We start from the raw sequence: 26,441 nt of genomic DNA, 5'->3' as shown, positions 1-26,441 counted from the left end.
AAGCACTAGGAAGCGCGGCGGTGGGAACGCAGCACCATCACAGTGCCGGCACCAAGCACCAGTACGCCACCCACAGCCACAGACACCGCACCGAAACCAGTGCGGGCAAGGCCGCCCTGCTGGGAGCTAACGCCACCCGACGCAGCAGACACACCGGGCTGACCCAAGGAGCCGCCAGCAGAACCATCAGTCGAACCCTTCGCGTTCACGTCACCGGCAGCACCGGAAGCACCAGCCTGACCGGACTGACCAGCCTGCGCAGCACCAGACTGTGTGGAGCCGGGCTGGTTGGCACCAGCGGTACCGCCCGGGGTTGCCGAATCCACACGGCGCACACCGCTAAAGTCGTCCGACGCAGCGTTCGGGTCCTTCGGCACGGCAGTCTCAAACGAGCACGCATCCGACGCCTTCTTACCCACAGCAACCGCAAGCTGCTGCACCGGGCTGTTTACCTCAGTACCATCAGCCAGGGTCGCAGAATAGTGCACGTCAAACATGTACTGGCCAGGCTCGGAGAACACCCAGTTCGCGTGCGCGTGCGTCGCGTAATCAATGTCGATCGTGGTCTTGCCGGTCGTCGAATCCAGCAGCACATCCGCACCGTTCAGCGACTCGGTGAACATGCCGAAGCGTGCACCCTCAGGCATGACCTTCGGAACCACGTGCAGGCGCACGGGGCCGCGCAGCTGCGAGTAGTCGATGTCCTGCGTGTTGTAGCCGGGCCAGGGCAGGCCGCTCTGCTGGGTCTGCGGCAGGCCGTAGAAGGCGGTGCCGACCGGGCCCATAAAGTTCAGCTTCTCGTCAGCCATACGTTCGGTGCGTACACGGCGGGCGTTCTCGCTCACGGTCCACACGACCGAATCGAGCGGGCGCACGGTCGAGTCAGCGTCAATGATGCCGCTGTCGTCACGCAGACCCACGGACAGCTGGCGGTCCTTCAGGGTCGCCTGGATGTCCAGGTGGCCGTGCGAGATCTTGGTGCGGCCGTCAATCTTGCCGGGTACGCACTGGTTGCCGGGGGTTCCGGGGGTGGACGGCTCAGCAGAGGGTGCCGGAGCAGGTGCACTCGGTTCTGCGGAGGCGGTCGGCACTGCCGGCACAGTCGGAACCTCGCTGGGGGATACCGACGGTACGTTGCTGGGCTCAGCGGTCGGAGCCTCACTCGGCTTAGCAGAAGGCTCAGCAGAGGGCGCGGCGGTAGGCTCAGCGCTCGGCGACGGATCCACCGGAGCAGGCTTCGGCGCATCGTTAATGGGTGCGCTATCGGGAGCCAAAGCACCGTGTGCGGTGTACTTGGTGCCCGGCTCGTAGTTCGCCGCAACCTCAGTGGTGGAGGCAGAAGCATTCATATCCGGGTGGGTCAGCATCTTCACGCGCAGAGCGGTGCCCTTGTAGAAGGACTCGTCACGGAAGGTAAAGCGCGCCACGCCGTCCTCGACCGAGCCTTCCAAATCGAGGTAGGGGTAGACCGGGTCATCCTGGGCGTAGAAGCCGCCACGCAGGAAGCCGCGCACCTTCGGGTCTTTGAAGCGGACCTCAACGGTGCTGAAGCCGTTGCCGTTCGGGGTGACGGTTACGTCGTAGTCCATGCTGGTCGGCGTGTACTGCCCGGTGCTGAGCACGGTATTCGCTTCGTCCGGGATTTCTTCGGGCCAGGAGCCGTTACCGTCGTCGCTATAGACGCTCTCGGCGCGGCCGGGCTCATAGGCGAGCTTATGCGAGATCCAGCGGGACGCCTCCGCGCTGTTCTCGTCGGAGGTGTCGGGGGTGAAGACCGCCTGCAGCTGGGAACCTTCGCTACCGAGCATTTCAGACCAGGTGGCGGTACCGTTCACGACCGGCAGGTCGGTCAGGAAGTAGCCGTTGTTGTACAGGGTCAGGGTGCCCTTGAGGTTCTTGTTCGCAGCGGTGAAGGTAATGTCGCTGAGCTTATCGTCAGCATCCTTGTTCTTTGCCGGATCAGCATCCAGACGGTGCGGTGCCACGGAGAGTACATACTTCGCGGCGTCCAGGTCACCGACGGGTGCCGCATTGTAGCGGTCGACGGTGGGCACGGCGGTGGGGGTACCGTCACCGAGGACCGGCTGCATGCCACCAACCTGCCAGACCAGCTTCGACGGTTTGGAGCTGATGATGCGACCGTCAGTGGAGCGCGCCACGGTGCGGTAGGTGACCACGTAGCGGCCGGGGCGGGTGAAGGTCGTGGTGTTGTGGGTATGGCTACCCTTGTCGAGCAGCCAGGAGTGCCAGCCGGTGGAGCTACTGGAGAGCATGCGGTAGATGTCGGCGGGCGCGTCGTCCGGGTTGTAGCGGAAGAGCTCCATACGGCCTGGACCCTCAACGGAGAGGATGTCGGTGACAAACACGCCGTCACGGAAACGCTCAGTAGGCACCTTCGTGGATGCACCCAGGCCAGCCCAGATGGGGTCCTGGTTACCGGAGGTCAGGTGCGGTGCCATGTAGAGGGTCTGGCCGGGTTCGCCGAGGAACGCCAGGGAGGGAGATTCGCCCAGGGTCATGGTGTACTGCGACTTGCCGTCGCGGCCACTGTAGCCCTTGCCGACCCAGTTGACGGTTTTGTCCAGTTCGTAGGTGTCTGCGCCGGTCTTGTAGGGGTTCGCCTCGTTCATGAGGACGAAGGTGCCGTTCTGCTCGTCCCAGTATGCCTTGGGGGCGTCGACGTGACCCTTGGTGGTGACGATTTTGCCGTCATCGGGGCCTGCGGCGGCGGGCAGGGAGGGGGCTGCGCCAGCGAGCGCGAGCAGTGCTGCGGCGGAGAGGAATGCGGCTGCGCGGCGGAGGGCGGGCTTACCGCCGGGGATGAAGAGTGCGGGGGTGTGTATGGTGATCCGTCGTTGGGTCTGCTTCTGAGAGTTCATGACAACCTTTCTCATTTTTCTATTTCTTAGGGTAACCCTTTTGCAAATAATTGTCATTTGGAAACTAACTGAGTATAGTGATTCTCAGAAACACATGTGTGCAGAGGCTCGCCCAGAAACGCACACCACGTACATCCACAAAGAGAAACCGGCACGCACGCGCCTACCAACGCGGTAGAAACCCGAAAAGCCCCAGCACCGGGCAAACCCCGAAAGTATCGGGCAGCACGCCAGCCAACGAGCAGTCATCCAAGGAGCTACCATGCAAGGACGCACCAAACCCCTGAGCCTACTCAGCGCAACCACCCTCGGATGCACCCTCGCACTCGGGGCACCCCTCGCCCTCCCCCAGGTCGGCACCTTCACCGCCGCACAGGCACAGGAAAACCAAGTCGGTACCCAGACAGGTACCGAGTCGCGCACCTACGTCAACTACGAAGGTGACTACGTCATCGCGGGCGTACACACCGAAATGCTCAACGCATTCCTCGACGGCAACCAGTTCACCCTCGGCACCCTCGCAGACACCGGCCCCGGCAAGCAGGGACGATTCAACCCCGCCCGCACCGTCTTCCACCTGCCCGACGTCGAGGACGCACACACCAACGTCGTAGCAGGCTACGACTACATTGCCCCCGAAGGCACCGACATCTTCTATATTCCCTCCACCCGCACCCGCGGCCTGCTCTACCCCGGCCTCGGTGCGGAAGGAATCCGCCCCGGCACGCTCAAGAACAACACCATCAACCTTGAACTCGTGCGCAGCAGCGTACCCGAAGGCGGCCGCGCCGAAGTCTTCACCGAATCCGGCCGCGACAACCCGCGCGTCTTCAGCACCAACGACCAGCTGGCACCGCACACCATCACCTCTGGCGGTCACGAGCACCTCAGCTGGGCATTCACCCGCGCGGGCATCTACCAGCTGACCTTCCGCGCCACCGCAACCCTTGCTGACGGCACCCCGGTCAGCTCTGAGGCGACCTACACCATCGCTGTGGGCACCAACGCTGAGGACGGCTTCAAGCTCCTGAACGCACAGAATGCCGCGAAGGAAGCGGCAAAGGAGAGCACGAGCGAAGCAACCACTACCCCCGAGGCGAGCGCCACCGCTACCGAGAGCGCCGATAGCACATCTACTTCCACCTCCGCAAGTGCTGAGGCGAGCACGTCCACCGGTATTCGCCGCGTGGATGCATCCGTGAACGGTCAGAACGCCGCACAGATGACCGACCCGAACGGTGCGAAGGCAGAGGCAAATGGTGAGCAGGCATCCCAGGGTGGATCCGGTGTTACCGCTATCAGAGGCACCGACAACACCAATAACGGCTCCGACAAGGGCGAAAGCAAGGACGGCAACTCCCACGGTGTGAAGGGCTCCAGCGTGAAGGGCTCCAACGCCCGGAACATCAGCGCACCCAGCACCGGTAGCGGTGTGCTGTCCTCCGGTCTGCCCGGTAGCCTGAACCAGCAGTGCATCGCCACCGAGGTTCCCGCCGAAGATGCCAAGGACTCCAAGGACGCTCAGAAGGACAACAAGCAGAGCAACCAGGCAGCCCAGGCGCCGACCAGCATCCCCACCATCGCCGTGGTCAACTCCGCCGAACATAGCGGCCGTGAAGAAGTCACCCACGGCCACTTTGACGTGGGCCCGGTCCTCAACGGCGGCAACCTCACCAGCAGCGTGAAGGACGACCGCACCAGCCCCGCCCGCCACGTCTCCCCCGGCGCCCTCGAGTTTGTACTCAATGACGCCGCGAAGATCAACCTGCCCGCAGGCATGGAGAATATCGCCCCGGCGGGCACCCCCGTGCACATGATTGGTGCAACCCAGCAGCAGGGCGTGCCCTGGCTCGGCTGGAGCACCCAGGACCCCGAACTGCTCAAGCAGCTCGACGGCCCCGTCACCATGAGCCTCAACGGTTTTGAGGGCCCCGGCACCATGTCCACTTTCCTCTCCGGTAACTTCGGTTCCGCCGGTCAGAAGGTCTTCGATTCGCGTAGCGGCGGCTCCTTCCAGGTGCCCGCAAACACCCACCAACACAGCAACTGGGTGTTCACCGCTGAGGGTCGCTACACCGTGACTATCGGCTGGACGGCACGCCTGAAAAACGGCCAGCAGGTCAGCAGCGAATCGGTTCTGCACTTCACCGTTGGCAACCCCGATAACGCCCCGGCAAGCAACAACGCGCAGGGTGCGCAGAACGGCAGCGAGAAGAGCACCGCTAAGAACCCCGTCAACGGCACCATAGACGAAGCCACCGGCATCGTCACCAAGCCCGACGGATCCAAGGTACGCATCGTCGGTAAGACCGCCTCCGGTGAGGATTGCGCCCTGACCAGTCAGGAACTCGCGAACGCTCAGAAGGCAGCCGCGGCAGGTAAGCTGCCGAACACCGGTGTGGTCATCGACCCGTTCATGGTCAGCACCTCCATTCTGGCACTGGCACTCGGTGCCATGATTCTGCGTTCGGCACGCCGAAAGGGCCGCAGCGGTGACACCGCATAGCAGACATACCGGCAACCGCGCGCAAGCATATAGTCGGCGTACCGCCCTCACCCTCGCCTCCCGTATCGCGGTGGGTGCGGGAGTGGGGGCTGGCGCCTTCGCACTGAGCGGATGCGCAGGCACCGTGAATGCGTCCTCCGACCGGATGCGCGTGGTCGCCACGACCCCGATTCTGGCGGATTTGGCGCAGCAGATTGCCGGGGAGCGCGCCAGCGTGCACTCTCTGGTGCCTGCCGGTGCTGACCCGCACTCGTACGAGCCGAGCCTGCGCGATATTCGCGATGTCGCCTATGCCCGCTGTGCTCTGACGAACGGTCTTCTGCTGGAGCAGCGTAAGCTCAGCAAAATGGTTGAGGCGAACCTGCCCGCCGGGGTCGTGTCCGTGGCGGTGGCGGAGAAGATTGAGCAGTACGGCGGCAAGCTGGAAGCCATTGTTGAAGATGCCTCCCTAGACTCTATCTGGCTGGGGTTGCGTGTTGAAGAGGGCGGGCAGAACGAGTCTGCCCCCACCGACTCTTCGGATGCAGGCATGCGCTTTGAGGTGCAGAGCGTACGGGCGCGAACCTCCACGGATTCCTCGAATGCGCAGTTGGCGGCGTTCATTACGCAGACCTTCGGTGCGGTGGAGATGCTGTGCGATTCGCATGCGCGCGGCGTGAACCTCACCCGTGAAGGGGACACAGCGATCCGTACCGGCGATATGGGTTCGCTGGAGCTTCCTTTGCAGGCGCATACGCACCTGTCGTGGGCATTTAGTGATGCCGGCGAGTACGCGATTGAACTGAGTGCCACCGCGGTCAATGCGCCGGAGTCGGTGCGTTCTTCGCGCGGCACCCTGTACTGCGTGGTCGGTCGTGACCCGCAACAGCTGGTGGACCGCCTAGCGAAGGAACAGAACGTTTCCGCTTCGGACATCAAGGTTCTTTCGGCAGGTCACGCCGATATTACCGCACGCACCGGCGACGGCAGGCTCGTGCTTCGGGCGGATTCCTCCCAGGGTGCCGTAGAGCACGAGCTGAACCGCACCGTAGTCGCGGTCCCCTCCCGCACTCTGCAGGAGGTGCCCGCGGGCGGTAGCTACCGTTTTCTGCGTTCGGGTGCTTCGGAGCATCGCGGTCAGGTGTACCTGCTGGCGCAGGCTGTTCTGGGTAAGCACGTGCACGGCGAAATCGACCCGCACATTTGGCATTCAGTACCGAACGCGAAGGCGAGCGTGCAGGTCATTCGTGACGCGCTCATCTCCGCCGATCCGGCGGGTTCGAGCGAGTATGCGACCCGCACCGAGCAGGTGATGAAGGAGCTTGATGCCCTGGACGCTCAGCTGCGTCAGGTGTATGGAGCCCTTCCGGAGTCGGCACGCAATCTGGTCACCACGCACGACGGTTACCGCTACCTGGCGAGCACCTACGGGTTGCATATTGCCGGTTTTGTGAGTGCTAGTGCCAGCGGCGAGCCGAGTATTCAGCAGCGTCAGCGTTTGCGTCGCACGGTCGAGGATTTGAAGGTTCCAGCGATTTATCTGGATAAGTCAACGGCGATGCGTTCACCGGTTCTGACGGAGCTGGCTCGGGAGGCTCAGGTGCGTACCGGGGTGCTCTATTCGGACACTCTGGATGCGCAGGCTCCTCACTACGCACAGATGATGTTGGCGAATGCTCACACGATTGCGCTGTGCTCGGGGAATGGCGCTGGGCACAGTTCCGGCGGCGATTCTGGAGATAGCTCTTCGGGTGCTAGTTGCTCGGAGGCGAGCACATCGTAACCCGGTTTTCAATCTCCCCACAAGCTCATATAGCCGTATCAGTATATAGATAATCTTTCACACACCGTTTCGGTCATGATCCAAGTTCGGTCATGATCTAAGGAAGTCCTCATGATGAACTCAACCACCCGCCTCTCTCGTAGCCTGCCCGCCCTGGCTCTGGGCACCAGCCTGATGCTCGCACCCCTGGGCGTGGCACACGCGGAGACCACCCCGGCAACCGCAGAGAGCGCCTCGACTCAGCCGAGCGACAGCAACCTCAGCCGCGGCGAGCGCGCCCTCACCCAGACCCTGTCGGCGGAGCAGCCGGTTGCATCCGGTCGCACCGAAATTTCCTCCGGTCACGTGGATATGGGCCCTCGTTTCAACAACGGCAAGTTTGAGCTCATGCTCCACGACGATCACGGTGAAACCCCCGTCTGGCGCAGCCTGGACGAAGTCATCTACCGCGGTAGCGACCAGGCGATTCTTGAGGTGCCGAACGACCCACGCTACTCCTTCGTGGGTGCACCTGCCGGTTCTAAGGTATACGTGATTCCGCAGACCGAAGCTAAGGGCGTGATTTGGCCGGGGTGGAACACCCAGGATCCGCAGCTGGTGTCCAAGCTGAACCGCGGCGTGAACCTGACACTGGAGCAGGTGAGCGGCCCCGGCACGTTCAGCCTGTACCTGGAGAACGGCAACTTCTCGGCACCGCAGGTGCTGTGGTCCTCTACCAAGAATGAGCCGCAGAAGTTGTGGGTGGAGAAGAACACTCACACCCACGCGAACTGGGTGTTCACCGCCCCGGGCGAGTACCTGCTGAAGGTCACCGCGAGCGCTGAGCTGTCTGATGGTTCCACCGTGTCTGATACCCGCTACCTGAAGTTTGCGGTGGGTGATTCTGCGAGCGCTGATGCCCTGTACGCTATGGAGGCGCAGGCGCACGGTTCCTCGGGTTCTGCATCCTCGGGTTCGGCTTCTTCTGCTTCTCAGGCGTCCGGTTCTTCTTCTGCCGCCGCAGCGAGCGACCAGAGCGGTTACCGTACCGAGTTCACGATTCCCTGGGGTGTCATTGCCGCAGGCGTGGCAGCTGTCATTGCTGTGAGCGCTTTCCTTGCGTTCCGTCGCCGCTCCTCCGCGCAGCGTGAGGCACTGGATGAAGTGCGCGGTGACCGTTCGTGAGCGCGTCGGTAACAGCTGGCACTGAACCCGTCCTAGAGATTTCGAACCTGTACGCCGGATACGCACGCCGTTCCATCCTCAAGGATCTGTCCCTGACGCTGGAGCGCGGCGAGTTTGCGGGCCTGATTGGTGCTAATGGTGCCGGTAAGACCACACTGCTACGCACTATTTTGGGTCTGATCCGCCCGGCATCCGGTCAGGTTCGCGTGCTGGGTGAGTCGCCACGTGTGGCGCGTGCGCATATCGGTTATGTGCCGCAGAAGCACCAGTTCCAGTGGGATTTTCCGCTGACCGTCAAGGATACGGTGATGACCGGTCGCGTGCGTGAGATTGGGTTCTTCCATCGCCCGGCGAAGAAGGACTGGGTTCAGGTTTTTTCAGCGATGGAACGCACCGATGTTCTGCACCTGCAGGATGCTTCCATTGCGGAGCTTTCCGGTGGTCAGCGCCAGAGGGTTCTTTTGGCGCGCGCTTTGGCGGCGAACCCCTCCCTGCTGCTGCTGGATGAGCCGTTTACGGGCGTGGATGCCCCGACTCAGACCACTCTGACTCGCCTGTACCGTGAGTTGGCGGGTGAGGGCATCACGATTCTGATGTCTACACACGACATGCTGGCGGCACGTGAGTCCTGCTCGCGCCTGTGCGGTGTGCGCGGCAATATTCACCTGGATGGTCCGGCGGACTCCTTTAGCTTGGAGCAGCTGCATACGTGGTTGCACGGTCACGACATCGAGGAGGCGCAGGGTCACGCCCGCACGGGCTTCACCTGTGCCGGTGGTGCGTTAGATGAGTACGGCCACGAGCTGCCTGATTCCTGTGCTTCTGATCATTCCCTCTCCCCCGCTGACACTGTTACTTCTACCGGGGGTGCCCGTTGATTACTCCTATCGATTTTCTTGCAGACCTATTCAATCCGTCTCTGGCGTTCCTTCCGCGCGCCCTGGCTGCGGTGCTGCTGGCGTCGGTGGTTACCGGTGTGGTCGGCTGCCACGTGCTGATGCGCGGCATGGTCTTCATTGGCGATGCGGTGGCGCACTCGGTGTTCCCTGGTCTTGCGGTGGCATTCGTGCTGGGCGGCAACCTGATGGTGGGCGGTCTGACTGCGGGCGTGGTGACGGCTATTCTGGTGGCTATTTTTAGCCAGAATCAGCGGCTGCGCGAGGATTCCGTGATCGGTATTTTCTTTGCGGCATCCTTTGCGTTGGGTATTGTGATTATTTCGTTGGCGCCGGGCTATTCGGGGTCGGTGCAGGATTTCTTGTTCGGCTCGATTGTGGGTGTTTCGAATGAGGACATTACCCAGGCTGCGATAATGGGTGCCGTTATTCTGCTGGTGCTGTGGCTGTTCCACCGCCAGATTGTGACGGTCAGCCTGGACCGTGAGAGTGCCCGCGCGATGGGCCTGCCGGTGCTTGCCCTGGATATTGTGCTGTACGTTCTGGTGACCATTTCTGTGGTGCTGGGTCTGCAGACGCTCGGTAATGTGCTGGTGTTGGCACTTCTGGTGATTCCGGCGTCGGCAGCGCGTCTGGCGTGCCGCCGACTGGGGTCGATGATGGTGTTCTCGCCGGTGTTTGGCGGTATCTGCTCGGTTGTTGGCCTGTACCTGTCGTGGGCGTTTAACCTGCCGACCGGTGGCACGATTGTGCTATCGATGGTGGCGGCTTTTGTGCTGGTGTGGGCGGTGACGGCGGTTCGTTCGCGAGCGCGTGCCCAGCTGAAGAGCTAAGCCCAACTCAACCCAATTTTTCTCAGTTAAACGGACGAGGCGCATCCCTGTTTGGGGGGTGCGCCTCGTGCGTTTTTTACAGGCCTTAACCACCCAAAGCGAATCATGTTCATGTTTAAAGAACTATAAGATACACTCCGCGTAATAAATGCGCTTAATTCAACACATCGGGTTTAATGAAAGTACAACCTATCAAATATTTCTTATGGGTTGATACATGTAGTGATAAAGCAGTCACTGCACCCTCCTTAGAGCTTCAAAGAAGGAGTCACCATGAAGGCATATGTGTATCAAGGTCCCGTCAGAAGGGTGCCTGGAAGAAGTCCCAAACCCCACCATTCTTGAGCCCACGGACGTTATCGCCCGTGTCGACAGCACCACCATTTGCGGTACTGACCTGCACATCCTGAAGGGTGACTGCCCCAAGGTTGATCACGGACGTATCCTGGGCCATGAGGCTATCGGTACCATTACCGAGGTTGGCTCCGCGTTGACTAACCTGAAGGTCGGCGACCGCATCATCATCCCCGCCGTAACCAGCTGCGGTAAGTGCTTCTACTGTAAGGCGAACCAGCCTACGCATTGCCAGACCGTTGGTGGTGTCGGCTGGATTTTCGGTTACATGATTGACGGTACCCAGGCAGAGTACGTGTGTGTTCCCTGCGCAGAGACCTCGGTTCACCTGGTTCCGGAGGGCCTAACCGATGAGGACGTCCTCTTCCTCACCGACGCACTACCCACCGGCTTCGAGATCGGTATTCTGAATGGCAACACTAAGCCCGGCGACACCGTCACTGTCGTGGGTGCAGGCCCCGTGGGTCTGGGCGCGATTATAACCGCTAACCTCTGCGGTACTGGCCCCGTCATCACCGTCGACTTCTACGAGAACCGCATGAACAAGGCACTGGAGCTGGGCGCAACCGATAAGGTCAACGCGGGCGACTCACTACTTCACCTTCGACCGGTTCGAGGAAGCATACGACCTATTCACCCACGCTGCGGAGCACGACGTGGTGAAGGTTGTTATCTCCCGTAACCCCGAGGTTGCGGCATAGACTGCGGTATGCTCATATACCGCTCATACTGAAACCCCGAACTTTTGTGAGGGATTTCGGTGGGATGTCTTCACTACACTGCGAACATCCCCACGGTTCGCCTCCGGGTGGGAGAGGGTAGGTCCCACCCGGAGCGCGAATCGTTCTCCCCTACCCCGAGATGTAGTTATTTTCTAAAGAGACAAGATTTTCTGAAGATATAAGAGATGCATCAGCTCGGGGTTTCTGTTCCCTCAAGCCGTTCGCCCCCCGCTTGCGGTGGTTGGGGACGGTTCCTAGAGCGTGATGCCCCCTCTGTCGGGCGCTCTGACGACCCGCTATAGCGGGTTCTTCTACCAGGCAACCTCTACTGGTGTAGGGGCGCATCATTTGACTCTTCTTGGTCGGGCGGTACCTCCGATTCTGCTCCTCCTTGAAGGGAAAGGAAAAGGGTCGCACGCATACGATTCAATGGCGATTCGTAAGCTGCGACCCTTTCTCATGCCCGGATTTTCTATGCTCTGGGGATTTTCCGTGTTCCGGGTAGGCTATTTAGTTTTTGGGCTTCTCGCTGGCGGCTTTATCGTCGTCGCTCTTCTCATTGCTAGCGGCATCCTGTGTGATAGGGTTAAACGCCTCCGTAGGGTCGTCTGCCCCAGATACGGCAGAAGATTCAGTGTCGCTTCCAGTGACAGGCTCGGTGGGTGCATCAGCTAGGTACCCAGCAGGATGATTGGCAGGTGCGTCAACAGCAACCTCTGCAACGATGGGTTCTTCCGGGGCAGATTCTTCCGAGACGGGGACTTCTGATGCAGGTACTTCCGAAGCCTTCTGCGCGCCCTTACCCTGCGCTTCCTTGTCCTGAACGTCCACAGGCTGCTCAATAGCTACACCGTGCGCGGAGTCCTTCTGAGCATCCTTGTGCGCGTCCTTATGTTCCAGGGTGTAAATAATGCGCGTCTCTATGCGTTCAAAACCAATCTTGGAGCGCACCCAGTTCACGGTCCGGTCGATGCGGTCCTCCCCCTCGGTGGTTTCCACAACACGATAGTTACGCGGCAACATACCAGCGTCGCTGAGCACGCGCGGGTACTCATCAATCTCCTGAATGCCCGCCATGTACATGTTCTGCCGGAACTGGTGGGCGAACTCCTGCTGGCCGAGGAACAGCTGGTCGGCGTAGGTTTTAGCCGCCAGGCGCTCGCTGTAGGCGTCCTTGGAATCGCGGGCACCCTTCTTGGAGCCGTAAATGTCCCAGAAGTAGAAGTACACGTTGTTCGCGATAATGGCGGAGATAATGCGGTTCTGCAGGTACACGAGGGAACCGACAGCGACCGCGCCAACAATCAGGAGCACCACGGCGAGCGGAGAAAGCGCAAAGTCAGGCAGATTGCCGCGGTGGTTCGTGAACAGGCCAATCAGGTAGACGATGGTGACCACGATAATCGGCACACCAATGAACACCGCGGCGAGGGGCGTCCAAATGTACAGCAGGCCGCGCAGAATCAGGCGGTAGTAGCGTACCGAGTCCCCAATGGCGATGGGCGTGGGCTTCACGGAGGAGTGCGCACGCTTCATGAGCAGGCTGAACACGCGGTTGCTGTCGATGCCGACTTTACGCAGCTTCGATTCGAGGGAGGCACGTTTGAGGAAGACCCGGTAGTTTTCGAGGACGACGCGCTGGTCGGAGGTGAGGCTCTCCGGGTCGGGTAGCGCGCTGATGTCCATGCCAGCTTCGGTCAGTAGCTTGCTCCACAACTCTAAGCGCGCCAGTTCGGAGGGTTTTGCCGCCGCCTGCGCCTGGTAGTTCTTGTAGGAGATGAAAATGGTGCTGGCACCAATCAGTAGCGTGATGAAGGGTGCTATCCAGTCTTTGAGTCCCATGGTGGCGTTCCTCCTTGAGTGTGTGGAGCCGCTGGTTCCGCGGTCTTTTCAGCGCGTCTTTTCGGGACGTCTTTTTCGGGCGCAAGCCCGCTGTTTTTACCGTACCACCGGCACCTGTGCTGAACCTTTAAATGCGCAGGTGGGTGCGTAAAAATAGCCCCGCCTCCCGATGCTGCGGTAGCGTCAGGAGGCGGGGCTCATGTATTCCGAATTAGTGTTCTCGCTGGGTTAGCGCGCAGAGTTAGTGCGCGGAATTAGTGGTCAGCGGGCTTCATTTCGCGCGGTGCCTTGCGGATCATGAAGTAGCTAATGACGGCCATAACACCCATGAGCACGGCGCTGAATGCGGAGCTCAGCACCACGCCGGAGTCGAAGGCAGCGAATGCGGAGGAGAGCAGCTGGTTCGCCTGCTCGCCACCCACCTGGCTTGCGACCGTCACGGCACCGCCGAGGGTTTCGTGGGCGTGGTCGGCGAGAGTCTCATCCAGGCCGTCGGGTACAACCACATTTGCGCGGTAGACGGCGGTGAGCATGCCACCAATGATGACGGTGCCGAGCACCGTACCTGTCTCGTAGGAGGTCTCCGAGATCGCGGATGCCGCACCAGCCTTACGCGGCGGCACGCTGGAGAGCATCAGGTCGTTCGAAATGGTCTGCGCAATACCGATGCCGGTACCGAGCACAATGAAGATCAGGATAATCACCAAGTCGTTGTGCGCACCCAGGAAGGCGAGCACCGCGAACGCGGCAGCGTGGAGCGCCAGACCGAAAGACACCACCTGCGCCGGGTGGAAGTGCACCGCCACGCGCGCAATCACCAGACCGGCGATAATGATCGCCAGGGTACCGGGAATCAGCAGCATACCGGCGTACATGGGCGGCAGACCGGAGACCAACTGCAGGTGCTGGGAGGCGAAGTAGATGAAGCCAACGTCCACCATCATGGAGATGAGGTTTGCGGTAATCGCGCCGGTGAACACGGTGTTGCGGAAGAGGCGCACATCCAGCATGGGCTGAATATCGTTCTTCTCGCGGTTGAGCTGACGCAGCACGAACAGGACAATGAAGCACAGGCCGGCAAGGATGGTGCTGATAGCCACCGCATCGAACCCGGTTTCGGAGGTGTGAGTCAGACCGAAGGTAATGCCGGTCATGCCGGTCATAATCAGCAGGATGCTCAGCGGATCCACCGGGCTGGGGTTCGGGTCCTTCGACTCGGGAACCATAATCGGGGCGAGAATCAGCAGAGGAATCAGAATCGGCACAGCGAGCAGGAACACCGAACCCCAGTCGAAGTGCTCCAGCAGGAAACCACCCACAATCGGGCCCAGCGCCGCACCCGCCGAGAAGCCCGAAGCCCACACGGCAATAGCGATGCGGCGCTCGGTCGCATCCACAAAGATATTGCGAATAATCGACAGGGTTGCCGGCATGAGCATGGCGCCAAAAATGCCAAGCAGGGCGCGGGCAACCACGAGCATCAGCGCGGAGGGCGCGAATGCCGCGAGCGCAGAGATTGCCGCGAAGCCGGTCGAGCCGATGAGCAGCAGCTTGCGGCGACCGATGCGGTCACCGATAGCGCCCATGGGCACGAGCAGGGCGGAGAGCACCAGGGAGTAGGAGTCAACGATCCACAGCTGCTCCGCGGAGGAGGGGCTCAGCGCCTTAGCGATTGCGGGCACCGCGAAGGCAAGCACTGTGTTGTCGATGGAGACCAGGAGCACCGGGAGCATGAGCACACCGAGTGCCGCCCAGCGCTTGGTCTTCTGGTCGGGGGCGTGAATGGGCAGAGCCACGGTGTGCGGATTGTGATTCGTCATGGGTTGTTTTCGTGCGTCTATAAGGTGTCGGCTGATGCGGCGGACGCGGCGGCATCAGCTCGGCCTGTCTTTTGGGCTAGGTCTTTTAGTGAGGTTTTAGGGGTCCGGACGGGGCCATAAACGAAGATTAACTATACCAACTGGACGGTATAGTTTCAAGCGGTTAGACTGGTACCCATGACCACCCCCAACCACCGCAAACAGCGCGCCAACATCTCCCGCGAACACATCCTCGACACCTACGTCGACCTGCTGATTCGCTCGGGAGAACGCGCCGCAACCCTCGACGCCGTCGCCACCGCCGCCAAGGTTTCCAAGGGCGGGCTACTCTACCATTTCTCATCCAAGAAGGCGCTCCTTGAAGCGCTCGCAGAACGCACCCTCACCCTGGCTGAAGAGGACTTCGCGGCAATGGAGCAGGCACCCGAGGGGGCAAGCGCCTACTACATCAATTCCTCCACGCCGGATAACACCCCGTTCGACCGTGCCCTCATTGCCCTCAGCCGCCTGGCGCAGAACAATAATGAGCTCGCCCAGCAGACCATGAGTCGCGTACAGGATGGCTGGCATGCGCTCGTTCTCGCTGAGCTGGGTGATGAACAGATTGCCCGCACCGTGCTGCTTCTGGGTGATGGCATGTACTACAACGCGGCATTCGGAGGCGACTCCGCCAGCCCGCAGAGGGCTGCAGCCATCGCGGCAGACCGTGCGGCACTCGAACGCGCCCTGCAGGTACTCAAGGCGGCGGCTCGTTAAACCACAAAAGCCACCCGATACAGCGGTTAAAGCCACAAGCTAAAACCGCTACCTCAAACCCTATTCTTCAGCGCCGGCGAGCACCCGGGGCTTAAACTGGAAGGGTACGTATCTACTCTTCAACCAAGGAGTTCCGATGATTTTCATTGCTGTAAAGTTCCCCGTCAAGCCCGAATACGCTGACCAGTGGATTGAGAAGACCCGCGCTTTCACCGAGGCAACCCGCGCCGAGGAAGGCAATAAGTTCTTCGAGTGGTCCCGCAGTGTTGAGGACCCGAACGAGTTCGTTCTGCTCGAGGCTTTCAACGACGACGCAGCTGGCCCGCACGTGAACTCTGACCACTTCCAGCAGGCTATGAAGGACATGCGTCCGCTGCTGACTGCAACCCCGAAGATTGTTTCTCGCCTGGTTGACGGCGACGGCTGGGACGCTATGGGCGAGCTACAGATCGACTAGTCTGCACCCCCGACATGCACCCTAAAATTACATAGTTAAACGTTGCATAAGTAGACGCTGGAGCGCCTCTCTTCTCTGCCTTTTGAGCAGTGCGGAGGGGCGCTTTGGCGTGTCAGGTATCTGAACTTTTTCCCCTTGACGCGACGCGGATGATGCACGTTTTCAGGTCGGCAGGCACCTTGCGTGCATTTTTACCCTATTAACCCCTTAAAATGGGTAGAGTATGCACACCTATCGATACCCATTCACACAGGAGGCCTGAATGAGCATCGCATCCCAGCCTCTTCCCGGCGCAGTTGCCGTTGAAGAGCACCACGACGTGGACCACACCTCTGTATCCCTTGCCGTCTCGACCGTTATTCTGGCCCTGCGTCCCAAGGAAAACGAAACCCACCCGACCCTGTGGCTGCCGCTGGTTCGCCGCCTCCGCGAGCCCTATAAGGGCCAGTGGGCGCTACCCGGCGGTCCGCTCAACCCGAACCTCTCCCTCGAAGAGGCAGCGGCTTCGACCCTGAAGCGTGCAACCAACCTGCAGCCCGGCTACCTGGAGCAGCTCTACGCATTCGGTGACGTTCTGCGCACCCCTGAGGCACGTGCCGCCCGCGTTGTGGGCGAGCCCGACCCGGTACCCGGCGCTGATCACGAGCGCGTGGTTTCCGTGGTGTACTGGGCGTCGATTCCCGCCACCGAGGTTGCGAACACTCGCGTGCACGAGAACATCCGCTGGTTCCCGGTGGATGAGCTGCCCGAGCTCGCCTTCGACCACAACGAAATCATTGAGTACGCGCTCTACCGCCTGCAGAACAAGGTCGAGTACTCGCGTATTGCGCACTCTTTCTTGGGTGAGGAGTTCACCCTAGCGCAACTGCGTGAGGTGTACGAGGCGATTCTGGGTCGCACCTTGGATCCGGCGAACTTCCGCCGCCAGATTGCGGCGTCGAAGTCGATTATTGACACCGGCCGCCGCGTGGAGGGTACCCGTCACCGCCCGCCGCGCCTGTACCGTTACAACGACGCTCAGGCGTACGCGGATGCGGGCCCGCTGGGTATGTACCGCGAGCGCCACGAGGCGTAATAGCGTTTCGCGCGTTGTACGCGCGCAGATTTAATGCCTAAAAGGAGGGGCGGCGCCGATTGGTGTCTCCCTTCCTTTTGCGTTGTCTAGGGGATATCGGCATTTGTCAGGCGGTTTTGCGGGAGGGTGTTTGACTCAGCGCCCAGCCAGTTCCTATGCTGGAGTCCTCAGCTCTCTATCCGTGTTACCCCACCGTGGGGGGTAGTTGGCGGAGCTGAACGTATCGTTTGACCGAAGCCACCCAAGGCGCGACCGGGGTGCCCTTCGGAATCTAGGAGGCATCAAAGAAATGACCTACCGAGCATAAGCCCGGACCTCACAGAATTTTTCGCGCGCTCACGCGGCTGCGCGCTCACGCGGCTATTTGTGCAGGCATATTCCCCTGCACACTTCCATTTTTCTGTGTTTCTTTATTAGCGCGCACGCACCCGGGCACAGGTACATCCACCGTTACGCTCGGGTTTTTTCATGCCTTCACGCCTTCATGTGCGTTGGCAGGAATCCGAGCACCTACTCGAAGGAACTCGGCCCATGTCACGTCACATTACACTCGACCATATTTCGTACGCACACCCGAGCCAGCCTCCGCTTTTTGCGGACCTTTCCGCGGTATTTTCTGCGCCACTCACCGGGCTTATCGGCGATAACGGCGCCGGAAAAACCACCCTCTTCAGACTTATTCTTGGCGACATAAACCCTAGTCAAGGCACAATCAGCACCCCACCGCGCATAGCGTACCTACCGCAAGATTTAGGGTTGAGTGGGCATCAGCATCTTGCTGATATTTTTGGAATTACAAAAATACTGCAGGCGCTTGATGCGCTGGAATCGGGCGACTATTCCCCCTGCCTTTACGACACCATAGGCGACGCCTGGGATATTGAAGAACGTACCCTCGCAGCCCTTGCCGAACAGGGTTTTGGTCCTGCCCTCACTACGACCGATACACAGGCCCGTCGCAACCTTCTGATGCGTCCCCTTAGCACCTTTTCAGGTGGCCAGACGGTCACAGCCGCACTCACCGCGCTTCTATACTCAAACCCCGAGTTCATTCTACTCGACGAACCGACGAACAACCTGGACTCCGCGGCGAAAGCCCAGCTCTTCACGACACTGGAGGCGCTGCCCTGCCCGGCGCTCATTATCAGCCACGACCGCGACCTACTGGAGCGCGTGAACGTAATTGCCGAGCTTCATGCTGACCGTCAGGGGCTAGCTCATCTGCGCCTCTTTGAGGGTAACTACAGCACCTACCGGCAGGCGCTGGACACCGAGCAGCAGGCGGCTCAGCGTCGCGTGAGTGAGGCGAAGAATGAGGCGCGTAAGGCTGTGCGTGAGCGTGCCGAGAACCAGATTAAGCTCGATCGCAACGCCCGCCGAGGCCGCGAATTTGAACGGTCAAAGCGGAAACCTGGCATGGCTATGGGCCTGGATAAGAACAGTTCAGAGCGCTCTGCCGGGAAACTTCACACAGCCCACGAAAGCATGGTGGCGGATGCGCGGGCGGCAGTTGGAGAAGCCCAAGAGAACCTGCGCATGCAGGAGCGTATCTATCTGGAACTTGTTCAGGATGCGCTCCCACTGGGGCGGAAAGTACTGGAATTACATCGGGTGAAGAACGACTCTTGCGCATCTACACCGCAGAGCGCCGACCTTAAGAATGCACACACCCAAAACACCGTTTCACGTGAAATACAACCTTATAAAGTTGATTATCTGCTTCAAATCCAAGATTTTCCCGAGGTTCTTATCCTGACCGGACCCGAACACCTGCACATCACGGGCGCAAACGGCAGTGGCAAGACTGTGCTTCTCAATGCGATAGCGCACGCGAATGACCCTGATTACCGTTCCCCAGTGCCGCCTGCATACCAAGTGCTCTACCGCCTGGACAACACCGCATACCTACCGCAGCGCATCATCCTCGACCCGGAGCTCACCCTCCTTGAAACCGTACAGAGGGCGAATCCCGGTGCGAGCGAACAGCATCTGCGTGACCAGCTGGCGCGCCTGCTCTTCCGTCGCGAAAGCGTACATCAGCGCATTGGGGATTTATCCGGAGGTGAGCGCTTCCGTGCCGCGGTGGCGCAGGTGCTTCTGGCCAACCCGGTGCCGCAGCTACTCATATTGGATGAGCCGACGAATAACCTCGATATTTCCTCGGTGGATTGGCTGGTGCAGGCACTCGAAGCATACACCGGCGCGATCATCGTGGTGAGCCACGATGAGGATTTCTGCCGCCGCATCCGCATTGACCGCACACTCAACCTTTCAACAAAAACTCTCGGGAAGGAACCATTCGGGGAATCAGCACGCTGAATCTTCTCCTACATGGGAAGGTGTTTGACTCAGCGCCCACTCAGTTCCTATGCTGGAGTCCTCAGCTCTCTTCCGACACTGCCCCATCGTGGGGGTAGTTACGGAGCTGAACGTATCGTTTGACCGAAGCCACCCAAGGCGCGACCGGGGCGGTATTCGGAATCTAGGAGGCATCAAAGAAATGACCCACCGAGCATAAGCCCGGACCTCACAGAATTTTTCGCGCGCTCACGCAGCAGCTCTACTGACACGTTTCCTACGTGTTCCAATCAGCGCGCACGCACCCGGGCACAGGTACATCCACCGTTACGCTCGGGTTTTTTCGCCCCCCCTTTTTGGGGCGATCCTCTTACCGCCACGCGCTCAGCATAGGCACCCCCAAACCGCCGGCACACTGCTGCAACGCACCACCGTCGGAGTTTGAGAGCACCCGAGCATCCATGACTCGCGTCTATAATTCAAGGAGCTCGCATGACACACCTACTTCAGCCGCAGGCGACCTTTCCCCGTTCCGTTTCTTCCCGCAATGCCCGTTCACACGCCCATGCGGCGGCACACGTTAGCATCACCCGCCTACACTTTGCGCACCCGAGCCAGCCTCCGCTTTTTGCTGACCTTTCAGCGGTGTTTTCGGCACCTCTGACCGGGCTCATCGGTGACAATGGTTGCGGAAAAACAACCCTTATGAGGTTGATTTTGGGTGATTTGACCCCGGATTCCGGTTCTTTGGCGGCACCGGAGCGCATGGCGTATCTACCTCAAGATTTGGGTCTGGATCGGGAACAGACCCTCGCCGAGCTCTGCGGAATCTCCGAGATTCTGCGGGCGCTGCAGGCGGTGGAATCCGGCGAGTACTCCCCCGAACTCTACGAGGTTATCGGGGATAGTTGGGACGTTGAGGAGCGCACCCTAGCTACTTTGGCAACCTACGGTTTTACCCCGGCAACCCTGGTTGATCGTGACAACCCGGAAGCTGTTCGCGCGCTCTTTGCCCGCAACATGCGCAGCTTCTCCGGTGGCGAGGCGGTCATTGCCGCGCTTGCCTCGCTCATGGTTTCCGATCCCGAGTTCATTCTGCTCGATGAGCCGACGAACAACCTGGACTCCGCAGCGAAGGCTCAGCTCTTCACCGCGCTGGAGGCGCTGCCCTGCCCGGCGCTGATTATTAGCCACGACCGTGACCTGCTGGAACGCGTGAATGTGATTGCGGAGCTTCACGCCGATCGTCAGGGGCTAGCTCATCTGCGCCTCTTCGAGGGTAATTACAGTACCTACCGGCAGGCACTGGACACCGAACAGCAGGCAGCTCAGCGTCGAGTGAGTGAGGCGAAGAACCGGGTGTGCTCGGCGCATCGTGAGTGGGTTCAGGCTCAGGAGATTATCTCGAAGAACATGTCCCATGTGTGGAAGGACGATCAGCCGGACACGATTCTTGATCTGGCGAAGGATGCCTCCCGGCAGGCAGCAGCGAAGCTTCGCGGTCTGCGCATCGGCAAGCAGGAGCAGGCTCAGGAGGCATACCAGAAGGCTCAGGAGCAGGTGCGGGCACAGGAGAAGATTTATGCCGAGCTGAGCCAGCAGCCCCTACCCGCGGGACGTAAGGTACTGGAGCTACACAGGGTTGATACCCAGCAGGTTTCACGTGAAACATTTACCGTTCAACAACCTAAAAAGGTTGATTATCTGCATTTTTTACCCGCCGAGGCTGATAGTGAGAGCCAGCAGGGAACCCCGGCGGAGCGTCCCGAACACCTGATTCTCAGCGGCCCCGAGCACCTGCGCATCACCGGCGCAAACGGTAGCGGCAAGACCACCCTCATTGAGGCAATTGCCCACGCCAGCGAGGCGGACTACCTCTCCCCCGTGGAGCCCGCCTACCGCGTTGACTATTGCATCGAGGGGGCGTATATTCCTCAGCGCATTAGCCTCAACCCGCAGTTGACCCTCCTGCAGAGCGTGCAGCGGGCAAACCCCGGGGTGAGCGAACAGCATCTGCGCGATCAGCTGGCGCGCCTGCTTTTCCGTCGCGAGAGCGTGCACCATAAGACCGGCGAGCTCTCCGGTGGGGAGCGTTTTCGTGCCGCGGTGGCGCAGGTTCTTCTAGCTGATTCGGTACCCCAGTTGCTCATACTGGATGAGCCGACGAACAACCTCGATATTTCTTCGGTGGATTGGCTGGTGCAGGCGCTCGAAGCCTACACCGGTGCGCTCATCGTGGTGAGCCATGATGAGGATTTCTGCCGCCGCATCCGCATTGACCGCACGCTAGCGCTCTAGGGTTCCGGACCCCAAGCCCGCGGGGCAACATCTGAATACAACGAACGGGTGCCCGGCACCTCCGAATATGGAGGCGCCGGGCACCCGTTTCAGTTATCTCACCGCGGCTACTTCACCGCGCTGACGAAAACTTAGATTAGAGGACCAGGCCCTTGGTCTGGGACACTGCACGCTCGAAGCGAGCCTGAACATCTGCCCAGTTCACAATGTTCCAGAATGCCTTGACGTAGTCGCCCTTAACGTTCTGGTAGTCCAGGTAGAATGCGTGCTCCCACATGTCCAGCTGCAGAACGGGGATCAGTGCGACGGAGATGTTGCCCTGCTGATCGTAGAGCTGCTCGATGATGAGGCGCTTACCAACGGTGTCCCATGCGAGGATTGCCCAGCCGGAGCCCTGAATGGTCAGTGCAACGTTGGTGAAGTGCTCGCGGAACTTGTCGAAGGAGCCGAAGAACTCGTCGATTGCTGCTGCCAGCTCGCCGGTGGGCTTGTCGCCACCCTCGGGGGACAGGTTGTTCCAGAAGATGGAGTGGTTGGTGTGGCCACCCAGGTTGAACGCCAGGTCCTTGGAGAGCTTGGAGACGTTGCCGTATGCACCGTTCTCGCGTGCCTCTGCCAGCTGCTCGAGAGCTGCGTTAGCGCCTGCAACGTATGCTGCGTGGTGCTTGTCGTGGTGCAGCTCCATGATCTTTGCAGAGATGTGGGGCTCGAGCGCCGCGTAGTCGTAGGGGAGCTCGGGGAGGGTGTACTTTTCAGCCATGATGATGCCTTTCATTAGAATGCTTGGCCTGTATTAAAGATTACCAGCGTAGCGTTTACTTTACTTTTCACGAGTTGGGGAGCGTCACATGTGCACACCAACCCGCATGAGCCTGTGGATTTTAGGCCAAAACTTTTCCCCACGTCTGTGGATAACTCTGTATATTAACAGGCTTTTTAGGCTCGGTACCCTATTCTGCCTTGAAATAACAGGGTATGCACTCATATGAATAACAGTGCTGTAAGTTCTCCACATTGTGGATAACTACTGTGGATAACACCTCTTTTTGGGGATGCGCGGGGGATAAACTGCAGGATTTTCGCTTTCATTCAGGGCGTTTTTCCTTCTACTAGCCAAAATTTTGGACGCCGATAGGGACGCTGAGCGGTCTTATATACCCCTTTACACCAGAGACGGTGGATTAAGTGCACAGGGTTATCCACAGGTGTGGAAAATCTGGCATTCCGCGAATTTAAAGGTAAAAAGATCTTCTGTTTAAGAACTTACCCTCGGTTTTAATGGCTTCAAAAGCCTGTAATTACAAGAATTTTTCTGCAGATCTCTTAAATTGCACCCGCGACGAGCCTCAGGTCTGCTCCGCCAAATCACACGGGTGTAAGTTCTCCACACTGTGGATAACCCCTGTGGATATTATTCTTAGCACGATACGGGCAACAATACAGTAGGTACGCAGCGTAGCCACACTGTATAGATACGCAACAGCACAGGTGTTTGCACCTCCTCGTACCCCCTCCCACGGCTCGTGCAGCCCTCTTGCTGGCGCCGATATGAAGGCAAAGAAAAAGAGCATCCGACCGTTGGATGCTCTTAGGAGTGAGTTGATAGAAATTTGAGTTAAAAATATACGGTACGGCATGCAGCCCAACCACGAACTGCATCCGCACCGCACATCCGTCGGTAGAAATACGAGTTACTCGTACACCAACGACAATCACCGATAAATAGAGAGTCGAACCTATCGAAGCGAGCTTCCGGTCTCGCCTCGGAGGCTTCCTTCGACCCCGTTATTTAATTAGTGTACATGTTTTCATTACGGTTGCAAAGCTAAAGCCGAGATTTTTAAAAATTTTGTTATCATTTCGTTATTTTTCACACTTGGCAAGCTCTTTGCACCCCTCAGAATTTTCACCCAATCCCCTAAAACCCTTGATATTCCGCGGAAGTTAGCTCAATATGCGAGTAGGCTTCTTGGTATGTTCTCCTCTATACTTGTACCGGAAATCTTTATAAATATGCCGTGGAACACTCATGTATCTAAGGTTTTTTGCAACCGCCGCGTGCAAAAAAGATAACCCTAGCACCCTTCAAAAAATTAGCACTAAAGTGTCAACCATTACTTGACCGCACCAATTTAGGGTTACCGGCCATACCTTTCGCTACAATGGGTGCCAGCACACCACACCTCCCCCTAATAAGGGAGCCCCATATCCGATAAAAGAGGAACGATCCCGTGTCCACACCAACCACATCTGCGCAGCGGTCCGAAAATACCGCACACAGCGAATCCACCCAGTGGCTCTCCCCGCAAGAGCGAGAAGGCTGGCTCTTTATCAGCTCCATCATCTTCACCCTCACACGCAAGCTAGAGAATCAGCTACAAACCGAGGCTGGCATTAGCTTTGTTGAATACATGGTACTCGCAATGCTCTCCGAGTCTAGGGATCATTCCCTGACCATGACCGAGCTGGCAATTACTACCAATACCCTCCCCGCCCGCCTCTCCCGCGTCGTGGCACGATTGGAGAAGGGCGGCTACGTCCGTCGCTCTCTCAGTACAGAAGACCGCCGTGTCAGCATCTGCCACCTGCTCCCCGCAGGCGAGCAGAAGGTGCGGGAGGTAGCACCCAGCCACGTACATGAAGTGCGCCGCCAGATTTTCGACCACCTTACGACCGAGCAGGTTGAGCACCTTGCAGAAATTGGCGAGTCGGTCCTCGGTAACACCCCTTCAAACATCATCTCGATTGACGCACTAAAGCGCGGAGACTACCCCACCGAATAACCTCCTCCGCTCTGGGTAAGATTGGCCCCTGGTAAGAGTTGAGAAAATCAGAGATAAGGCATATTCCCCACCGGGAACGAGCCTTATCTCTTTAACAGCCCCGTGGAAGCGCGAGAACCATGGCACGCGCAGCCCCTAAAAACCGCCTCAAGTCGCCTGGGGTACCGCTATCTGCGAAGAATTTTAAAAAATTTTTGCGGTATCACGTACCGCTTTGAAATATCGAATGATCGGCTACCGGGCACAGGGGCACCATGTATGCATGCGGGATATTGGGGTATCTCATGCGGCTTTAAACCGCGAAATCTCAAGGAAACACGCCCAATACCACCCATCCCCAAGGAGGTATTCAGGTTACCCACACTAAGGGTTATGGCGACAATATGTCAGGGGTACCTCATCTACCCCACCGATTAGCCTTTTCTCTCTGTACACGCAACAGAGCACCCCGTACGATAAATATCAACAGGTTGCACCGCGCCATCCGGCACTCAGAAGCAATCACCATATAAGGAGAAACCATATGTCTAAGTCTTTCTACGACCTGCTGAGCGAACAGATTGGTCACGAGTTCGCAGCATCTCACCAGTACCTGTCCATGGCTATCTGGCTCGACGGTGAGGACCTGCCCCAGCTGGCTAAGTTCTTCTACCAGCAGTCCCTCGAAGAGCGCGAGCACGCACTCATGATGGTTCAGTACAAGCTGGACCGCGGCCACAAGGTCGAGATCCCCGCTGTTCCCGCTGTCAAGAACGACTTCGAGAACGTTCAGGAAATCGTTGACATGTCCCTGGCACAGGAGAAGGTCGTCACCGGTCAGATCGAGGCACTGTTCTCCGCAGCACGCGCTGAGAACTACGCACTGGGCGAACAGTTCATCCTCTGGTTCCTCAAGGAGCAGGTCGAGGAAGTCGCCACCATGGAAACCCTTGTAACCGTCGTAAAGCGCGCCAACGGCAACCTCTTCGACCTCGAAAACTACGTCGCACGCGAGCTGTCAGACGACCACGGCCAGGAGTCCGGAGCACCCGCCATCGCAGGCGCATAATCTCGCATTCGCGCGACTAGAGCACTAGTCGAACACGCAGAATACTAAGCGTTCCGCCCTCACCGCACCACGCGGCGAGGGCGGAACGTTTATACATATACGCTATGAAAGCACACCGCGGTGCACCGTCCAGGAGCTAAAAGCCGCCAGAAGCTACTCGAATACTCATACAGCGCAGAGTAAACTTAAAAGCCTTAGATGCCGCATAATATCGCGGCAGAAAGAGGAGAGAATGACTCACACCAATCCAGATACCCTCAGCCGCGGCTCATATAGCAACTCACGCCGCGTAACCGATATTCTGCGTGCAGAATCCGTCGGTGGTACCGTACTGTTGATTGCGACGGTACTGGCAGTAGTACTTGCCAACACCCCCGCATCCACCTTCTACTTTGGTCTGCGAGACACCGTTGTTGGCCCGGTCATCCCCGGCTTCAACCACCTGCAGATGAGCCTCGGTACCTGGGCAGCAGACGGTCTGCTCGTAGTCTTCTTCTTCCTCACCGGTCTGGAGCTGAAGAAAGAATTCGTGACCGGTGACCTCAAGTCACCGTCCACCGCTATTGTGCCGATTGCGGCTGCTTTCGGTGGCGTTGTGGTGCCCGCAATTATCTACACGGCCTTTAACCTCGGTAACCCCACCGCTCTGCACGGTTGGGCTATCCCCACCGCAACCGATATTGCGTTTGCGGTGTCCGTTCTTGCCGCTGTGGGCACCTTCCTACCCTCGGCGATGCGTATCTTCCTGCTGACCCTGGCTGTGGTCGACGACCTGATTGCAATCTGCATTATCGCAATCTTCTACACCAATAACTTCCACGGCGAGTACCTGCTCTTCGCACTGATTCCCCTCGCCCTTTTCGCGTTCATTGCCTACCGTGGTGAGACCATCTTGCACCTAAAGCCACTGGCTGCCTGGCTGCTGCTTCTGCCCCTGGGTATTATCAC

At 59.1% G+C, this 26,441-nt stretch carries 18 protein-coding genes; 14 read left to right on the top strand and 4 right to left on the bottom strand.

Annotated elements, in window-relative coordinates; translation table 11 throughout:
• Positions 1 to 5: 5 nt before the first annotated feature.
• Positions 6 to 2,879, bottom strand: coding sequence for a choice-of-anchor M domain-containing protein (locus O3648_RS07430; RefSeq protein ID WP_371569362.1), 2,874 nt, complete (start codon positions 2,877 to 2,879; stop codon positions 6 to 8).
• Between the two features lie 262 nt (positions 2,880 to 3,141).
• Between O3648_RS07430 and O3648_RS07425 the strand changes: the two genes are divergently transcribed.
• From O3648_RS07425 to O3648_RS07400, 6 genes are all read left to right on the top strand, one after another.
• Complete coding sequence (locus O3648_RS07425) at positions 3,142 to 5,385, top strand: TIGR03773 family transporter-associated surface protein (protein ID WP_371569360.1); 2,244 nt, start codon at positions 3,142 to 3,144, stop codon at positions 5,383 to 5,385.
• Complete coding sequence (locus tag O3648_RS07420; protein ID WP_371569357.1) at positions 5,372 to 7,147, top strand: anchored repeat ABC transporter, substrate-binding protein; 1,776 nt, start codon at positions 5,372 to 5,374, stop codon at positions 7,145 to 7,147. The genes O3648_RS07425 and O3648_RS07420 overlap by 14 nt, the downstream gene beginning before the upstream one ends.
• Positions 7,148 to 7,258: 111 nt before the next feature.
• Entirely contained in the window at positions 7,259 to 8,311 is a 1,053-nt protein-coding gene (locus O3648_RS07415; RefSeq protein WP_371569354.1) for a TIGR03773 family transporter-associated surface protein, read from the top strand.
• A complete protein-coding gene (locus O3648_RS07410; RefSeq protein WP_279755159.1) occupies positions 8,308 to 9,189 on the top strand; it encodes a metal ABC transporter ATP-binding protein in 882 nt (293 codons plus the stop codon). Before O3648_RS07415 ends, O3648_RS07410 begins: the two co-directional genes overlap by 4 nt.
• Positions 9,186 to 10,040 (top strand): anchored repeat-type ABC transporter permease subunit, encoded by an 855-nt coding sequence (locus tag O3648_RS07405; protein WP_279755160.1) that lies wholly within the window; start codon positions 9,186 to 9,188, stop codon positions 10,038 to 10,040. Before O3648_RS07410 ends, O3648_RS07405 begins: the two co-directional genes overlap by 4 nt.
• Before the next feature lie 283 nt (positions 10,041 to 10,323).
• Complete coding sequence (locus tag O3648_RS07400) at positions 10,324 to 11,076, top strand: alcohol dehydrogenase catalytic domain-containing protein (RefSeq protein WP_371569350.1); 753 nt, start codon at positions 10,324 to 10,326, stop codon at positions 11,074 to 11,076.
• Between the two features lie 550 nt (positions 11,077 to 11,626).
• Here O3648_RS07400 and O3648_RS07395 read toward each other — a convergent pair.
• Positions 11,627 to 12,958, bottom strand: coding sequence for a CoA-disulfide reductase (locus O3648_RS07395; RefSeq protein ID WP_371569347.1), 1,332 nt, complete (start codon positions 12,956 to 12,958; stop codon positions 11,627 to 11,629).
• Positions 12,959 to 13,212: 254 nt separating this feature from the next.
• On the bottom strand, positions 13,213 to 14,778 hold the full coding sequence (locus O3648_RS07390; RefSeq protein ID WP_371569344.1) for an MFS transporter: 1,566 nt from the start codon (positions 14,776 to 14,778) through the stop codon (positions 13,213 to 13,215).
• Between the two features lie 177 nt (positions 14,779 to 14,955).
• Here O3648_RS07390 and O3648_RS07385 point away from each other — a divergent pair, with 177 nt between their 5' ends.
• The 5 genes from O3648_RS07385 (at position 14,956) to O3648_RS07365 (ending at position 21,662) form a co-directional block, all read left to right on the top strand.
• The gene (locus O3648_RS07385; protein WP_070629350.1) at positions 14,956 to 15,534 is read left to right on the top strand and encodes a TetR/AcrR family transcriptional regulator; all 579 of its coding nucleotides are present in this window, start codon (positions 14,956 to 14,958) and stop codon (positions 15,532 to 15,534) included.
• Positions 15,535 to 15,670: 136 nt separating this feature from the next.
• Complete coding sequence (locus O3648_RS07380) at positions 15,671 to 15,991, top strand: putative quinol monooxygenase (protein WP_049341970.1); 321 nt, start codon at positions 15,671 to 15,673, stop codon at positions 15,989 to 15,991.
• 262 nt (positions 15,992 to 16,253) lie between these two features.
• Positions 16,254 to 17,066 carry an NUDIX domain-containing protein gene (locus tag O3648_RS07375; RefSeq protein ID WP_314685122.1) on the top strand — a complete coding sequence of 271 codons (813 nt, stop codon included), beginning with the start codon at positions 16,254 to 16,256 and terminating at the stop codon, positions 17,064 to 17,066.
• 531 nt (positions 17,067 to 17,597) lie between these two features.
• Positions 17,598 to 19,385 (top strand): ATP-binding cassette domain-containing protein, encoded by a 1,788-nt coding sequence (locus O3648_RS07370; RefSeq protein ID WP_371569370.1) that lies wholly within the window; start codon positions 17,598 to 17,600, stop codon positions 19,383 to 19,385.
• Between the two features lie 471 nt (positions 19,386 to 19,856).
• Positions 19,857 to 21,662, top strand: coding sequence for an ATP-binding cassette domain-containing protein (locus O3648_RS07365; RefSeq protein ID WP_371569339.1), 1,806 nt, complete (start codon positions 19,857 to 19,859; stop codon positions 21,660 to 21,662).
• Positions 21,663 to 21,798: 136 nt separating this feature from the next.
• Here the strand turns inward: O3648_RS07365 and O3648_RS07360 are convergent, their stop codons facing one another.
• Complete coding sequence (locus O3648_RS07360) at positions 21,799 to 22,422, bottom strand: superoxide dismutase (protein WP_279789639.1); 624 nt, start codon at positions 22,420 to 22,422, stop codon at positions 21,799 to 21,801.
• A 1,471-nt stretch (positions 22,423 to 23,893) separates the two neighbouring features.
• Between O3648_RS07360 and O3648_RS07355 the strand changes: the two genes are divergently transcribed.
• From O3648_RS07355 to O3648_RS07345, 3 genes are all read left to right on the top strand, one after another.
• Positions 23,894 to 24,445 carry a MarR family transcriptional regulator gene (locus tag O3648_RS07355; protein ID WP_279755201.1) on the top strand — a complete coding sequence of 184 codons (552 nt, stop codon included), beginning with the start codon at positions 23,894 to 23,896 and terminating at the stop codon, positions 24,443 to 24,445.
• A 523-nt stretch (positions 24,446 to 24,968) separates the two neighbouring features.
• Positions 24,969 to 25,493, top strand: coding sequence for a ferritin (locus O3648_RS07350; protein WP_279755202.1), 525 nt, complete (start codon positions 24,969 to 24,971; stop codon positions 25,491 to 25,493).
• Positions 25,494 to 25,725: 232 nt separating this feature from the next.
• On the top strand, positions 25,726 to 26,441 hold a 716-nt coding region (locus O3648_RS07345), incomplete at its 3' end, for a Na+/H+ antiporter NhaA (RefSeq protein ID WP_371569336.1).

The sequence above is a fragment of the Rothia sp. 27098_8_161 genome, from assembly GCF_041432905.1.
GTDB lineage: Bacteria > Actinomycetota > Actinomycetes > Actinomycetales > Micrococcaceae > Rothia.
This window is presented reverse-complemented; position numbering and strand designations above follow the sequence as displayed.

What these genes read in the sequence shown, in the direction of transcription:
- O3648_RS07430 (WP_371569362.1), bottom strand. Translation starts at nt 2,879, where the DNA reads ATGAACTCTCAGAAGCAGACCCAACGACGGATCACCATACACACCCCC.
- O3648_RS07425 (WP_371569360.1), top strand. Translation starts at nt 3,142, where the DNA reads ATGCAAGGACGCACCAAACCCCTGAGCCTACTCAGCGCAACCACCCTC.
- O3648_RS07415 (WP_371569354.1), top strand. Translation starts at nt 7,259, where the DNA reads ATGATGAACTCAACCACCCGCCTCTCTCGTAGCCTGCCCGCCCTGGCT.
- O3648_RS07400 (WP_371569350.1), top strand. Translation starts at nt 10,324, where the DNA reads ATGTGTATCAAGGTCCCGTCAGAAGGGTGCCTGGAAGAAGTCCCAAAC.
- O3648_RS07395 (WP_371569347.1), bottom strand. Translation starts at nt 12,958, where the DNA reads ATGGGACTCAAAGACTGGATAGCACCCTTCATCACGCTACTGATTGGT.
- O3648_RS07390 (WP_371569344.1), bottom strand. Translation starts at nt 14,778, where the DNA reads ATGACGAATCACAATCCGCACACCGTGGCTCTGCCCATTCACGCCCCC.
- O3648_RS07385 (WP_070629350.1), top strand. Translation starts at nt 14,956, where the DNA reads ATGACCACCCCCAACCACCGCAAACAGCGCGCCAACATCTCCCGCGAA.
- O3648_RS07380 (WP_049341970.1), top strand. Translation starts at nt 15,671, where the DNA reads ATGATTTTCATTGCTGTAAAGTTCCCCGTCAAGCCCGAATACGCTGAC.
- O3648_RS07375 (WP_314685122.1), top strand. Translation starts at nt 16,254, where the DNA reads ATGAGCATCGCATCCCAGCCTCTTCCCGGCGCAGTTGCCGTTGAAGAG.
- O3648_RS07370 (WP_371569370.1), top strand. Translation starts at nt 17,598, where the DNA reads ATGTCACGTCACATTACACTCGACCATATTTCGTACGCACACCCGAGC.
- O3648_RS07365 (WP_371569339.1), top strand. Translation starts at nt 19,857, where the DNA reads ATGACACACCTACTTCAGCCGCAGGCGACCTTTCCCCGTTCCGTTTCT.
- O3648_RS07360 (WP_279789639.1), bottom strand. Translation starts at nt 22,422, where the DNA reads ATGGCTGAAAAGTACACCCTCCCCGAGCTCCCCTACGACTACGCGGCG.
- O3648_RS07350 (WP_279755202.1), top strand. Translation starts at nt 24,969, where the DNA reads ATGTCTAAGTCTTTCTACGACCTGCTGAGCGAACAGATTGGTCACGAG.